Raw genomic sequence first — 14,474 nt, 5'->3', positions numbered from 1 at the left:
CCGTTCGCTGGGCCATAATTATTCAAGTTATTTTTCAACAACGGCTTACGGTAATATCTTACCAAGTTTTTGCTTATACAATATATCACATGAACATGCCGCCATTGACATGGATAAACTGTCCTGTCACATAGCGCGCATCGTCAGACGCCAAATAGGCAACAGCCCCGGCAATATCCTCGGCCTCGCCCAGCACCCCCATGGGAATCTCACCCTTGATCGTATTGGTGACCTCTTCGGAGAGATCGCGGGTCATATCGGTGACGATATAGCCGGGAGCCACTCCGTTTACCGTGATCCCCCGGGAGGCAAGCTCCTTGGCCACGGATTTGGTAAAACCGACAATCCCTGCCTTGGCCGCGGCGTAGTTGGCCTGGCCCGCGTTGCCGGCAAAACCGATCACCGAGGTGATGTTGATGATCCTCCCCCAGCGCTGTTTCATCATACCCCGGCTCACCGCCTTGGTGCAGAGGAAAACGCCCTTGAGATTGGTATTGAGGACCTCGTCCCACTGCTCGTCCTTCATCTTCATGAGCAGACCGTCCCGAGTGATCCCGGCGTTGTTCACCAAAATATCCACCCGGCCGTGCGCTTCAAGAATCTTCTTGAACGCCTCTTCGATCTCCCCGGCAACCGCGACGTTGAACTGGACCGCTTCACCCTTGCCGCCCGCGCTCTGGATGCTCTTTACTGTCTCTTCCGCAGCGGCCGGATTGCTCACATAGTTGACGACAACCAAGGCGCCAAGCGCTGCCAAGCGCTGGCAGATCGCCCGGCCAATGCCCCTGCTGCCGCCGGTGACTACGGCTATTTTCCCGCTCAGACTCATGCGTTTTTCCTATTTTTAAATTTCTCGATAAGCTTGGGCACGATCTCGAACACGTCACCGACAATGCCGTAGGTGGCCACGTCAAAGATCGGGGCATCGGCGTCACGATTGATGGCGATAATGGTGTCCGCGGACTGCATGCCAACCAGATGCTGGATGGCGCCGGAGATCCCGCAGGCGATGTAGACCTTGGGGGCCACGGTCTTGCCGGTCTGGCCAACCTGGTGCGGGTAGGGAATCCAGCCGCTGTCCACCGCGGCCCGGGAAGCGGCAACCGCCCCGCCCAGCACATCGGCCAGTTCGCGGATCATGGCAAAGCCCTTTTCGTTTTCCAAGCCCCGCCCGCCGGCCACAACAATATCGGCTTCGGAGAGATTCACCCGGTCGAGATCCTCCACCACCGACTCAAGCACCTTGACCCGGGGTTTGAGCAAGGATGCCCCCAGATCCACCTTGACAATTTCCCCTGTGCGCCCGGCATCCCTGGCAAGGGGTTTCATAACCAGCGGCCGCACCGTGGAGATCTGCGGACGGGTGTGCGGACAAACGATAGTGGCCATGATGTTGCCGCCAAAGGCCGGACGGGTCTGCAGCAACGCCCCATCCTCATCCCGGATCGCCAGATCCGTGCAATCGGCGGTAAGGCCGGTGGCCAGGGTGGTGGCAACCCGGGGGATAAATGATCTGCCAATGGCCGTGGCGCCAGCGAGAATGATCTCGGGCTTATGTTTTTTGGCCAAAGCGCTCAAGGCGTTGCCATACGCGTCATCGGTAAAGGAGGCCAGGGCCGGATCATCGACAACATATACCGTGTCAGCGCCGTGGGCGACAAGCTCTTCGGCCATGCCCTCGATTTTTGAACCCAAGAGCACCGCGGAAAGGAGAACCCCTCTTTTATCGGCCAGCTTGCGCCCGGCCCCGAGCAGCTCCAGGGCAACGGGCGCGAGCCTGCCATGGCGGCACTCCGCGTAGACCCAAACCCCGGACCAGTCATCCAGGTTGCCCTGGGTTGCCTTTTCCTCCCGCTTGATGGAAAGAGCGCCGACCTCGCAGACATCCACGCAACTGCCGCACAGGGTGCAGGTCTCGCCGACCACGGCGACACCGCCTTCAACCTTGATGGCCCCGAAGGTACAGGTGCTTTCACAGACACCGCAACCAATACATGCTTCTACATCAATCTGTAACATGAAGAATTCCGTTCGTCTGAGGCCGTCATTATACGAAGCCGTAACATTAAAAATGCCGTAATTCCGGCATAATGGGCCGTAACGAAATAGTTAAAATCGAATCATTATTTCGTAACGGCTCCTAATTCTACAGGAGAGGCGACAATTTTTCATACAATTGGGCAACCTGCTCATCGGGTGTGCCGGTAAGCATGGCCCGGTCCCCTTTCAGTTCCGGAGAGAATACCCGGACCACCTGGGTGGTGGAGCCTTTGAGCCCCAACTGCTCCGGGTCCGCCTCGATATCCGCTGCGGTCATCTTGGTGATATCGATCTTTTTCGCCTTCATCTTCCCCTTGAGGGAAGGAATCCTGGGCTCATTGATCTCTTTGACCACGGTGAACAGCGCGGGCAGCGGTACTTCCAGCAGGTCGTAGCCGTCATCCATCAGCCGCTCCGCCCGGATGGTATTGGCGGTGCAGTCGTTGATCTTGCGCACGTAGGCGACAAAAGGGATATCAAGACGCTCGGCCAGACCCGGACCCACCTGGGCGGTATCCCCGTCAATGGCCTGCTTGCCGCAGAGAATCAAATCAAAATCATCAATCTTTTTAATGGCTTGGGACAGGGTATAGGTGGTGGCCCAGGTGTCCGCTCCGGCAAAGGCGCGGTCCGAAACCAGCACCGCCTCGTCCGCCCCGCAGGACACTGCCTCGCGCAGCATCTCTTCCGCCTGGGGCGGCCCCATGCTGACCACGGTTACCGTGCCGCCGTACTGTTCCTTCAGACGAACCGCCTCCTCAAGGGCATGGCGGTCGTAGGGGTTCATAATGGCTTGCACCCCTTCCCGGGAAAGGGTGTTGGTTTTGGGGTCCAGGCGGACATCCTTGGCGTCCGGCACCTGTTTTACGCAAACGATGATCTTCATTAGGACCTCGTATACTCCTTGTTGAGTTCCTGACCAATAACATTCCGCTGAATCTGATTGGTGCCCTCGTAGATCTGGAGGATCTTGGCATCCCGCATCATCTTCTCCACCGGATACTCGCGCATGTAGCCATAGCCGGCCAAAACCTGGACCGCATCGGTGGTGACCTTCATGGCCATGTCGGTGGCAAAGACCTTGCATATGGAAGAGGCCTTGGACATGTCGTTCTTGTGGGCATCGATATGCTTGGCAGCCGAATACACCAAGGCGCGGCCCGCCTCGATCTGAATGGCCATGTCGGCCAGGATATGCTGCACGGCCTGGAAGGAGATGATGGGCTTGCCGAACTGCACCCGCTGCTTGGCATAGACCACTGCCTCATCCAGGGCGCCCTGCCCCAAGCCAACGCCGAGGATGGCGATGCCGGGACGGGATTGGTCCAGGGTCTTCATCACGGTGATAAAACCCATGCCGATCCGGCCGATCACCCTGTCCTTGGGAATCCGGCAATCCTTGAAGATCAGCTCCCGGGTGGACGAGCAACGGATACCCAGCTTCTTTTCCTTGACCCCGTAAGAAAAACCAGGATCGGTGTCCTCGACCACGAACATGGTGGCGCCGCGGGGCCCCTTGCTTTTGTCGGTGATGGCAATAACCGTATAGATCTGGGCCTCGCCCGCATTGGTGATCCACTGCTTGGTGCCGTTTAAGACCCATTCGTCGCCATCGAGCACGGCGGTGGTCTGGATGCCCGAGGCATCACTGCCTGCGTTGGCCTCGGTCAGGGCAAAGGCCGCCAGTTTCTCGCCGCTGGCGATGAGCGGCATGTATTTTTGTTTCAGCTCTTCGCTGCCGGAGATAAGAATCGGGTATGCGCCCAAGGCGCTGGCGGCAAAGGCGGTGGCCACCCCGGTACAACCGCGGGCAAACTGCTCTAGGGCCAGGACAATCTCAAAGCATCCGCCGCCCAAACCGCCATATTCTTCGGGAATATAGAGGCCATACAGGTCAGCCTTGGCAATGGCGGTTAAAATATCACGGGGATAGTCTTCGGTTTCATCCAATTCCGCCCGTTGCGGAACAATCATTTCATCGGTAATCTGCCGAGCAACATCCACGATCATCTGCTGCTCTTCGCTCAAGAAATAATCCACTGTGCCCCCTTGTAGCTCAATTACTTTGATATGCGGTTGGGTAATGACGCGGTCAACCGTTCCTTACCAACGGACCAGGGCTGCGCCCCAGGTAAACCCGCCGCCAAAAGTGCAGATGAGAAGCAGATCCCCCTGCAGCAATCGGCCTTCCCGGTTCGCCTCGTCCATGGCAATCGGTACGGTAGCCGCCGATGTATTACCATATTTATGCACATTAATATAGATTTTTTCGAGCGGCACACCGAGGTGATCGGCCAGGCTTTTCAGGATACGGATATTGGCCTGATGCGGCACAACCAGGGTGATGTCTGCAATGTGCAGCCCTTCTTTTTGAAGGACCGCGGTGATGGCATCCGCCATGGCCCGGACCGCGTAGCGAAAAACATCCTTGCCCACCATCTTGATAAAAGGGCCGTCGCTTGGCTGGGAGCACAAATCGGGATTCAAACTGGGAGCGCTGTCCATATGGAGCAATTCCCACAAGCGGCCATCCGCGTAAAGCTGGCTCGCCAACACCCCTCGCCCCTGATCGTTGCCTGTCACCAGGCAGGCGCCAGCGCCATCGCCGAACAACACGCAGGTATTGCGGTCCTGCCAGTTGGTGCGGGCGGAGAGATTCTCCGCGCCGATCACCAGGATTTTCATATCCGGGTTGTTGCGAATGTATTTGTCGGCCAGATCAAGGCCGTAGAGGAAGCCCGAGCAGGCGGCGTTGATGTCAAAGGCAAAGGCATTGACTGCCTCAATCTCTTTTTGAACGAGACAGGCACAGGAGGGCATGGCCTTTTCACAGGAAATCGTCCCGAGGACGATCATGTCAACCTCCGCCGGGGTGACCCCTGCCATGTCCAAGGCGCGCCGGGCTGCCACGCTGGCCAGCTTGGAGGTCTCCTCCCCGGCTCCGGCAATGTGCCGGGTCTTGATGCCGGTCCGGGTGGTAATCCACTCATCGGAGGTATCAACCATCTTTTCCAGATCCTCGTTGGTGAGGATCCTTTTGGGCAGGCAGGACCCTGTCCCAAGGATAACGGCACGGCTCATGGGGTTACTCCGGCAACGGGGGCATTCGTATCATCCTGTTGCCCCAGGAGACGATGGAGGGAAAGAAGCTCGAGTATCCGGTCATTGACCTTATTGCGGGCCATTTCAGAGGCAACTCGAATGGCATTTTTTATCGCCACGGCATTGGAACGGCCATGACAGACAATGGCATTGCCCTGGATTCCGAGCAGGGGCGCACCGCCATACTCGGCGTAATCAACCCGTTTCTTAAAGGAAGCAAAGGCATCCCTGGCCAGCAGATAGCCAAGTTTCGCCTTGAAGCTCTTGACGATTTCCTCCTTCAGCATGCCCATGACCGCCTCGGCCAATCCCTCGCTGAGCTTCAGGCAGACATTGCCGACAAAACCGTCGCAGACCATGACGTCGACATCCCCTTGAAAGGTGTCCCGGCCTTCGACATTGCCGATGTAATTCAGGGAACTTTGCTGAAACAGCTCGTGGGATTTTTTCACCAGGACATTGCCCTTCCCCCCCTCTTCACCGATACTGAGGAGGCCGACCCGGGGGCGATCATGCCCAAAGAGTACCTGCGAAAAAGCAGAGGCCATGACGCCGAATTGGAAGAGATGCTCGGAGCGGCAATCAACATTTGCGCCCACATCCATCATAACCACCGGACCTTTCAAGGTAGGGAAAATACCGGCGATCCCCGGCCGGGAGACATGCTCCAAGCGGCCAAGCAACTTGATGGCCGCGGCCAATGTCGCCCCGGAATTGCCGGCGCTGACAACAGCATCAACCCTGCCCTCTTTGTGGAGGGCAAACGCCTTCATGATGGAGGAGTCTTTTTTCTTGCGGATGGCGTCAAAGGGGGATTCATCCATGCCAACAACCTGGGAGGCGTGCACCAGATGAATCCGGGACGAAGGAGGACCATGGGATGCCAGAATGGTCCCAAGCAGAGCCTGGTCACCGATCAGGCTGATCTCAAGGTCAGACTCGCGCGCAGCCAGGACTGCCCCGGAAACCAGTTCCCCAGGGCCTCGGTCCCCGCCCATGGCATCCAGGGCAATATGCAATGCCATGGTGCAGCTCTACTACTCTTCGGTCAACTTGACAACCGTACGCCCCTTGTATGCCCCGCAACCAGGACAAAGACGGTGCGGCAGCTTCGGCTCGCCACACTCGGAGCAGGTCGAAACGGTTACACCACACAGCGCATCGTGGGAACGACGGATTCTGGTACGGCAATGGGAATGTCTTCTTTTCGGTAAAGCCATTACTTTTCCTCCAATTGGAAAGATCTCGGTTACAGCTTGTTGTCTGTAACGGGTTTTTCAAAAAAATTCAACAGGTTCAACAAAAATGACAGTTTTTTTGTCCCGCGACCTCAAGGAGGGAAAGATATCCCCAGCTTGACAAAAAAATGCCCGGCAATCGTCAGCGCCGCAAACAGGATGAGAATGGCCTGGCGCGATCAATAAAATCAAATCCACGGGGGGAATTACCCGTTAATGGACTTTCAACTTTGCCAAGACGCTGAATGGGGATGTTCCTGTTCCCTTGGAACAATCACAGGGGCCATGATTCAGGTTCGCTCCGCAGCCGGGACACAACCCCAAGCACTTGTCGCCGCAGAGTCTTTTCTCGGGCAAAGCAAGAAACAATTGCTGCGCAAGCACGGAAAAAACATCCACCACCGGCTCCGCAAGACAAACAACATCAAGCTCATCGCCCTTGCACAAGTGATCCGAAGCAATACCCGCCTCTTCCCCCTGGGCAAGCAACTCAAAAACAATCTCAAACTCTTCGTCCACGGTATGGACAAAAGGCTCAAGACAGCGGTCGCACTCAAGAACAACGGGAAGAAGCAAGGTTCCCGCAAGCAGCACCCGCCCTCCCTCTTTGTTCAGGGAAATGGCGCATGCTCCCGATCCTTGGCAGACGATCTCATCGCGAGGAATCCAGGCTCCGTCATCAACACGCAGCAATAGACCGTCAACCGGTATTTCATCCCACTTGATCCGCACGCATCACCCATCCACAACACAAAAAAAGAAGCAGATCAATATAAAGAAACACAGCCAGTTGTCAAGCGAATTCACAGCCGGGATTGTTTTTGACAGACGCCCACGTCCAACGAAGCTCCTATCGACAAGAGTTCGCGGGAGGAACAAAAAGAATAACTACAAGTTGTTACAACAAGCGGGAAAGCCGATCGCTCGCTTTGCCCAAACGATGACCAAGCACATGGATGATCCGGCGCAAAAGTTTCACGCCTAGTGCAGGCGCCTGCCTCAGCATCAGCTCCATCCGTTCGCGGGAAAGAATCAGGAGATGACTTTTTTCCGTGGCGACTACGGTTGCCTGCCGACTTTCGCCCTCAACAACAAAAATCTCGCCAACCAGACTTCCACGCTCAAGCACGGCAACCAGAATAAATTTATCAGGGAAAGTAGCATCCATCTTGACGGCAAGTTTGCCCCCGACCAGGAATCCCATAAAATCCGCGGGCTCCCCTCTTGTCATCACGGTTTCCCCTGATTGCCACTCTTTCCACTCAAGATAGGCAAACAACTCCGCCATCTCTTCAGCGGACAAAAAAGAAAATATATCGTGTAACTCCTCGGGCCGGTATTTCCCAAAAAGCATCTCTTCAGAGGCACCCATTTGCGTTTATTCCGCAGCTCCCTTACTGACCTTTTCTTCCAGCTTGGCAATGAGTCCGGCAAAATTCTCCTTGCTCATAATGCTGGCAAACTGAGTCCGGTAGTTGTTAACCAGACTCACGCCCTCCACCTCCACATCATAAACCGCCCAACGGTCATCGCTGTTTTTGAGCTTGTAATTAACCGGGGTTTCCACATTTTTGCGGATGAGATCACTATAGACAATAGCCTTATTCCCTTGCACCGCGGCTTTCTTAAAGACAACCTTTTCCCCGGAGTAGGTTTCTATCTTGGCTAAATAGGTGTTTTCCAGCAACGTCTTAAACAAAAAAACAAAACGATCCTGCTCCGCAGGGCTCCTTTCCCGCCAATGTCTGGCCAATGCACGCATGGACATTTCGCGAAAATCAAATTTCTTCTCGACGATGGTTACCATGCGATTTTTTCTCTCCGCCTTGCGAGACGGCACGGCGAGCTTTTCATCCTGCAGAATAGAAATAATCTCGTCAACGGCATCCTTCACAAACACGACCGGATCGGTTGCCGCGGCGCAGGAAATACCCGGATGCAAAACCGGCGCGGCGAACGCCAGAACACATACCGAAAAAACCATCAAATACCATCTGCTGCTGTTTTTCATTTTTGCCTCTACACTCTTATTCAATGGGTATCAACACTCTTATCGTCCAACCCGGCCTCGCTGAATCCAGCGATGGAGAGTCTATTTACTTCCTGACCTGGCGGATTCAAATTTTTCCCCGGCAGGCACCTCCAGAGCAGAAACCACGACAACCGGCTCGGCATGCGACCCCGGCAAACCCGACGCGACCGTATCCCGGACATATGTTTTTTGAGACGTGCTCGATAAAGCGATGTAGACAGAGTCACTACCCACGGCCACATCACGTATTTTCTTTTGCCGATACTGGCGGTAGGCGTCGCGCAGGGCCACATAGGGATCAATGGCGGACTCCTTGAAATCTTCATAATCCCCAAGGGTAAGAGAGGTGTTATTCACCTCCCTGCCGGCCTGCACAGCAACGCCAGCACCGGAATCGGACATGGAAAGGTAGGAGACCGGGCTCAAGAAAAAGTCTCCGGCCAGGCCGATGGTGTCACGCACATTCGATGGCCCGAGGATGGGCCAGCAGAAATAGATGCCTTCCCCCATGCCATATACCCCCATGGTTTGCCCCAAGTCTTCATCCTTGGGCAAAAGACCGAACTCATTTTTGGCGGGATCAGCCAAGCCAGCGATACCAAGGGTGGAATTGAGAAAAAAACGGGCGGTTTCAACACCACTGTCCGCAACTTTTCCTTGCAGGAGATTGTTTACAATCCGAACCGGCGCCAGAAGATTTTTAAAAAAACTCCGCACGCACATGCGCACGTCTTCGGCAATAAAATAGGAGTACCCGTGGGATGCAGGCTTGAGCACCCAAAAATAGAGTTTATCGTTAAAATGAAAAAAAGCACGGTTCATCGGTTCAAGAGGATCCGGGACCAGACCGATATCCCGCTCTTCCCCAAAAGCCGGCTCATCGTCAAACACCGCCTCCTGCCCCACGGCCATGGCTACTGATCCCGCCCAGATTGCCAGGCAACAGAAGCACACCCTGCACAGTTGCGAAATAAAGCGGTCTCGTTTTTCCATGATCATCCTCTTACCCGACATTGCTTGGCCTCGCTCGGGTGGCCCAGTGTCGCCAAGCCAAATAACAGGGGAGACGCAACCAGAATCTCCCCAAAACACCCCCCGGCACGATGCGTAACGGAGGCGTTGCTCAGACCCCCCCGAAAATATACTTACTCACCAACTCCTCAAGATCAACCGCGGATTCTGTTTCCATGATAAACCCGCCATCAACCAGCAGATCTTCGGAACCACCCTGGCTAATCTTGATATATTTATCCCCTATTATACCTTGGGTTTTAATCGAGGCAATGGCATCATCGGTTATTTTCACCCCATTATTGATCTGAAGCTGCACCTGGGCCTGATCATTTTCGCCCAAGGAAATCCCGCTTACCTTGCCCACGTTTACCCCGGCCATTTCGACAAGGGCTCCGCGTTTAAGCCCGGAAACATTGCCAAACGTCGCGTGCACCGAGTATGTCTTCTCCATGGAGAATACCGAAAACTCGCCCAACTGCAGAGACATATACGCAAAAGCCAAAAAACCAGCCAGAACAAAGAGGCCGACAATCGCATCGAAATTTACCTTTTTCATACCCTTTATTCCATCTCCCTGCTTAAATAAATCTTCCCCATGGTGTACTGCACAAAGGCCTGAATATCTGGGATTTCGCTCTGTTGAATATCTTCAGGGCTGGCAAAGGTGCTGAGCTTGCCCTTGTTGATCACAATGACCTGATCAGCCAAATTGAACACTTTGGGGATATCATGACTTACAATAATTGAGGTATATCCGAATTTTTTCTGGGTCTCCAGAAAAAGTTTATAAATCTCCAGGGTGTTTTCAGGGTCAAGTCCCGTGGTCGGCTCATCAAAAAGCATTATTTCCGGTTGCAGCATCAACGCCCTGGCAAGCCCCACCCTTTTCCTCATGCCCCCGCTGAGCTGGGCAGGATATTTTTCCTCATGCCCGGTAAGATCAAGTTGCGCCAGGATGGCAAGCACCCGCGACCGGATCTCCTCGCTTCCCATTTTTGTCCGCTCTTCAAGGGGCAAGGCCACGTTGGCAAAAACATTCAAGGAATCAAGAAGCGCCGAGCCCTGGAAAAGGACACCGAATTTTGTCCGCACCTCATTCAACGCCTTGGCGCGCATCTTGGTGATATCGTGCCCCTCCACCAGAATCTCTCCGGAATCAGGCCGCAACAAACCCAGGATGAGCTTCATGGTAACACTTTTACCCTGACCGCTCGGACCGGCAATCACCGTGGTCTTGCCGGAGTCGATGGTCATATTCACCCGGTCAAGAATGGTCTGCTTGCCAAATGCTTTTACGACATCTTTAAATTGGATCACCGCCTGACTCATAATAGTATCGCCGTAAGCAGATAATCCCAGATAAGGATCGCGATTGAAGAGAGAACAACCGCCTGGGTTGTCACCTTGCTCACTCCTTCAGCACCGAAACCGGCTCCGCGGATACGATGAACGAAATACCCCCTCCCCGCGCACACCCAGACGATCACCAAGGCAAAAACAAACGACTTGATAATGCCCATGTTTATATCCTGATTCACAACGCTCTGCTCCATACCGGACCAATACGCGCCGGGATTGACCCCCAACAGGCCACATCCTGCGAGATACCCGCCGAATATGCCGACAACATTAAAAATAAGGGTAAGAATCGGAACAGAGATGATCGTGGCCAGAAACTTCGGCGTGATAAGATAGCGGAAAGGGTCGATGGCCATGCATTCCAAGGCGTCAAGCTGCTCGCTGTTGCGCATGATCCCGATCTCGGCGCACATTGCCGAGCCGGCCCGCCCGGTAACCATCAAGGCGGTCAGAACCGGGCCCAACTCGCGGATCAAGGAGAGCGAAACCGCTGATCCCAGAGCCCCTTCCGAGCCAAATTTGCGCAGGGTGTAATATCCTTGCAGGCCAAGGACCATGCCGGTGAATCCTGCGATGAAGAATATAACCCAGAAAGAATCGGCTCCGATCAGACGCACCTGTCGAATCATGGCGGAAAAACGGAAGGGTCTTTTGAAAACGCCACCAAGACCCAAAACCAGAAAAGACCCCATGCGACCCAGATCTTCCAGGATCCACAAGGTGTTACTTCCGATTTTTTCCAGGTAACGAATCATAGGTTCCTCTTGCAGGCGTTTGCGCGACAACACGTTTGACAGCAAACGTTTGGGCAACCCGCCATGCCTTGCCGGTTGTGCGGCTTGCACCATCCCATAAAATGCTCATGTTACTCACGGGATACGGGCGGTGTCAAGCACTTGCTCCAAGCAAAACCGGGAATTTGGACCAATTGATTGAATTCAAAAAAAAAGGGATTAGCTTGTATGGCTAATCCCTTTATTTTTTTTATGGCGGAGTGGACGGGGCTCGAACCCGCGACCCCCGGCGTGACAGGCCGGTATTCTAACCAACTGAACTACCACTCCTCTTGTGGTGGGCGAAACAGGGATCGAACCTGTGACCCTCGGCTTGTAAGGCCGATGCTCTCCCAGCTGAGCTATTCGCCCCACATGAAGTGTGGCAAGATATACTCTTGCCACCCATAATCCGTCAAGCAAAAAACTTACCGCAGGCCAAAAATAAAAACCGCGAGGCCTACGCTTACCCAGCTTCCTGTCTGCAGACAGCAGCCCCCCATGTTAATGCGCCACCTTGCTTGCGGGAAGCACGCCTTCCACGCCAAAACCGCCATAGGGGATATCCTTGAAAAGACCTTCCCCTTCCTTGAGCACCAAGGCCTTGGCCAGGACTTCATCCACATGCTCAACCAGTTCCACGGTGAGCCCCTTCAGAATCTTGGCGGGAATTTCGTTCAGATCCGCTTCATTGTCCCGGGGGATCAGAACATGCTTGATATTGCCACGTCGCGCGGCAAGAAGCTTTTCGGTGAGCCCGCCAATGGGCAAAACCCTGCCGCGCAAGGTAATCTCGCCGGTCATGGCAATATCCCTCCGGACCGGAAGCTGAAGCAAGGCAGAGACCATCGAGGTCGCCATGGTAATCCCGGCCGATGGCCCATCTTTGGGAATGGCCCCTTCCGGCACATGGATATGGATATCGAGCTTTTGATAAAAATCAGGCAGCAGGCCAAGCTGCAAGGCACGGGTCCGCACATAGCTCAAGGCCGCCTGGGCGGACTCCTGCATGACATCGCCGAGCTTTCCGGTCACGGTGAGGTTCCCTTTTCCGGGCATCAGGGCGGTTTCGATCTGCAGCAGCTCGCCTCCCACCTCGGTCCAGGCCAGGCCGGTGGTAAGCCCGATTTTATCCCGCTCCTCGGCCAGGCCGAAACGGTACCTGACTCCACCCAGATACTTGGCAATGGCCGCATCGTTGAGCCGGTATCGCTTGTCCGTCTTTTTCTTTTGCCGGTCCCGGGCCACCTTGCGGCAAACCGAGGCAATGCTGCGCTCAAGATTGCGCACCCCAGCCTCCCGGGTGTATCTCCGGATAATCTCCAGGATCGCCGAATCGTTGAAGGTAATGTCTTCCCGATCGAAACCGTTGGCCTCCAACTGTTTCGGCACCAGGAACCCCTGGGCGATGTGCAGTTTGTCCTCTTCCGTATAGCCGTTGAGCTTGATCACTTCCATCCGGTCCTGGAGCGGGGCCGGGATGGCGTGGAGATTATTGGCTGTGGTCACGAAAAAAACTCCGGACAGATCGTAGTCCAGATCGAGATAATGATCGTTAAAAGCGACATTCTGCTCCGGGTCCAGCACTTCCAGCAGGGCGGCGGACGGATCCCCCCGGAAATCCATGCTCATCTTGTCCACCTCATCGAGACAGATAACCGGATTCACCACCTTGGCCTTCTGCATGGATTGAATAATCTTGCCGGGCAAGGCTCCGATATAGGTGCGCCGATGCCCCCGGATCTCGGCCTCGTCACGCACCCCCCCAAGGGAGAGGCGGACGAATTTGCGCCCCATGGCGCGGGCCAGGGACTTGCAGAGCGAAGTTTTCCCCACGCCGGGAGGACCAACCAGGCAGAGAATCGGCCCCTTGATCTTCGCAACCTGGGCCTGCACGGCAAGATACTCAAGGATCCGCTCCTTGGGCTTCAACAGACCATGATGGTCCTGGGCAAGGATTTCCTCCGCCGCCAGGATATCGATCTTCTCTTCGGTCTTTTCCTGCCACGGGAGGCTCAGAATGCAGTCGATATAATTGCGGACCACCGTGGCCTCGGCGGACATGGCCGGCATCATCTTCAGCTTCTTGAATTCCTGCTCCAGCTTGGTCCGGGCCGCTTCGGGCAGGTTTTTCTCCTGTATCGCCTTTTCCAGCCCCTCGAGCTCGGAAGAGGCATCCTCACCCCCCCCCATCTCCTTCTGGATGGCGCGGAGTTGCTCCGCCAAGAAGTAATCCTTCTGAGTCTTATCCATTTTTTTCTTCACCCGGGCCCGGATAACCTCCTCAAGCTCGGCGATTTCAATTTCCTTATGGATAAGGGACAAAACCTGCGCCAACCGTTCGACAACGGAAAAATTCTCCAGAATCCCCTGTTTTTCCTGCACATTCAGGGGCAGATGCGCAGCCAGGACATCGACAAATTTTGCAGGGTTCTCAATGCGGGCCAAGGATTTGATAACCTCGGCCGGCACCTTCTTGTTGTATTTGACATACTCCTTGAAACTTGCCTGGATCTCCCGCACATAGGCGGTTGCCTCCAGGCCACCCTCGTCCTCTGCCGCTTGCTCATCAAGCTGGACAACAAAGTAGTCGGCATTAGGCAGATGCTTCATGATCCTGCCCCTTCTCTTGCCTTCAACCAAGGCCTTGATCGTGCCGTCCGGCAAACGAAGCAACTGCATGACCGTGGCAATGGTCCCCACCGCGTGCACGCTCTCCTCGGTGGGATCGTCCTCGGCCGCATCCTTCTGGGTCACGAGGAAGATCTCGGAGCGCTTGGCCATCGCCTCTTCAAGGGCCTTTATGGAACGCTCCCGGCCAACCACCAGGGGCGCCACCATGTAGGGGAAGATCACGATATCCCGCAAGGGCATCATCGGATAGGCAACTTCCTGTTGGGGATCAAGCTCAGCCAT

The 14,474-nt window shown here is 55.1% G+C and carries 15 protein-coding genes and 2 tRNA genes; all 17 read right to left on the bottom strand.

Annotated features, from left to right (window positions below; translation table 11 throughout):
- Positions 1–85: 85 nt before the first annotated feature.
- A complete protein-coding gene (gene fabG / locus MWR57_RS05155; protein ID WP_423123726.1) occupies positions 86–829 on the bottom strand; it encodes a 3-oxoacyl-[acyl-carrier-protein] reductase in 744 nt (247 codons plus the stop codon).
- On the bottom strand, positions 826–2,019 hold the full coding sequence (locus MWR57_RS05150; protein ID WP_423123725.1) for an FAD-binding protein: 1,194 nt from the start codon (positions 2,017–2,019) through the stop codon (positions 826–828). Before MWR57_RS05150 ends, fabG begins: the two co-directional genes overlap by 4 nt.
- 127 nt (positions 2,020–2,146) lie before the next feature.
- Positions 2,147–2,926, bottom strand: coding sequence for an electron transfer flavoprotein subunit beta/FixA family protein (locus MWR57_RS05145; RefSeq protein ID WP_423123724.1), 780 nt, complete (start codon positions 2,924–2,926; stop codon positions 2,147–2,149).
- Entirely contained in the window at positions 2,926–4,080 is a 1,155-nt protein-coding gene (locus tag MWR57_RS05140; RefSeq protein WP_423123723.1) for an acyl-CoA dehydrogenase family protein, read from the bottom strand. Before MWR57_RS05140 ends, MWR57_RS05145 begins: the two co-directional genes overlap by 1 nt.
- 63 nt (positions 4,081–4,143) lie before the next feature.
- Positions 4,144–5,121, bottom strand: coding sequence for a beta-ketoacyl-ACP synthase III (locus tag MWR57_RS05135; RefSeq protein ID WP_423123722.1), 978 nt, complete (start codon positions 5,119–5,121; stop codon positions 4,144–4,146).
- Positions 5,118–6,167 (bottom strand): phosphate acyltransferase PlsX, encoded by a 1,050-nt coding sequence (gene plsX / locus MWR57_RS05130; RefSeq protein WP_423123721.1) that lies wholly within the window; start codon positions 6,165–6,167, stop codon positions 5,118–5,120. The genes MWR57_RS05135 and plsX overlap by 4 nt, the downstream gene beginning before the upstream one ends.
- A 12-nt stretch (positions 6,168–6,179) precedes the next feature.
- Positions 6,180–6,362 carry a 50S ribosomal protein L32 gene (gene rpmF, locus MWR57_RS05125; RefSeq protein ID WP_423123720.1) on the bottom strand — a complete coding sequence of 61 codons (183 nt, stop codon included), beginning with the start codon at positions 6,360–6,362 and terminating at the stop codon, positions 6,180–6,182.
- Positions 6,363–6,593: 231 nt separating this feature from the next.
- Complete coding sequence (locus tag MWR57_RS05120; RefSeq protein ID WP_423123719.1) at positions 6,594–7,112, bottom strand: YceD family protein; 519 nt, start codon at positions 7,110–7,112, stop codon at positions 6,594–6,596.
- Between the two features lie 166 nt (positions 7,113–7,278).
- Positions 7,279–7,659 carry a cyclic nucleotide-binding domain-containing protein gene (locus MWR57_RS05115; protein ID WP_423123718.1) on the bottom strand — a complete coding sequence of 127 codons (381 nt, stop codon included), beginning with the start codon at positions 7,657–7,659 and terminating at the stop codon, positions 7,279–7,281.
- Positions 7,660–7,758: 99 nt separating this feature from the next.
- Positions 7,759–8,391 carry an MlaC/ttg2D family ABC transporter substrate-binding protein gene (locus MWR57_RS05110; protein WP_423123717.1) on the bottom strand — a complete coding sequence of 211 codons (633 nt, stop codon included), beginning with the start codon at positions 8,389–8,391 and terminating at the stop codon, positions 7,759–7,761.
- A gap of 81 nt (positions 8,392–8,472) precedes the next feature.
- Positions 8,473–9,405 carry an MlaA family lipoprotein gene (locus MWR57_RS05105; RefSeq protein WP_423123716.1) on the bottom strand — a complete coding sequence of 311 codons (933 nt, stop codon included), beginning with the start codon at positions 9,403–9,405 and terminating at the stop codon, positions 8,473–8,475.
- A gap of 130 nt (positions 9,406–9,535) precedes the next feature.
- On the bottom strand, positions 9,536–9,982 hold the full coding sequence (gene mlaD, locus MWR57_RS05100; protein ID WP_423123715.1) for an outer membrane lipid asymmetry maintenance protein MlaD: 447 nt from the start codon (positions 9,980–9,982) through the stop codon (positions 9,536–9,538).
- A gap of 5 nt (positions 9,983–9,987) precedes the next feature.
- Positions 9,988–10,743 (bottom strand): ABC transporter ATP-binding protein, encoded by a 756-nt coding sequence (locus MWR57_RS05095; RefSeq protein WP_423123714.1) that lies wholly within the window; start codon positions 10,741–10,743, stop codon positions 9,988–9,990.
- Positions 10,744–10,751: 8 nt separating this feature from the next.
- Positions 10,752–11,540 (bottom strand): MlaE family ABC transporter permease, encoded by a 789-nt coding sequence (locus tag MWR57_RS05090; RefSeq protein WP_423123713.1) that lies wholly within the window; start codon positions 11,538–11,540, stop codon positions 10,752–10,754.
- A gap of 232 nt (positions 11,541–11,772) precedes the next feature.
- Positions 11,773–11,849 (bottom strand) — tRNA-Asp (locus tag MWR57_RS05085).
- A 5-nt stretch (positions 11,850–11,854) separates the two neighbouring features.
- A tRNA-Val gene (locus MWR57_RS05080) sits at positions 11,855–11,930 on the bottom strand.
- 132 nt (positions 11,931–12,062) lie between these two features.
- Positions 12,063–14,474, bottom strand: a complete 2,412-nt coding sequence (lon, locus tag MWR57_RS05075; protein ID WP_423123712.1) for an endopeptidase La — start codon at positions 14,472–14,474, stop codon at positions 12,063–12,065.

This window comes from Hydrosulfovibrio ferrireducens, assembly GCF_046883345.1.
GTDB classification, from domain to species: Bacteria; Desulfobacterota; Desulfobulbia; order Desulfobulbales; family Desulfurivibrionaceae; genus Thiovibrio; species Thiovibrio ferrireducens.
The sequence above is the reverse complement of the archived record's forward strand: the minus strand, read 5'-3'. Positions and strand labels throughout refer to the sequence as shown.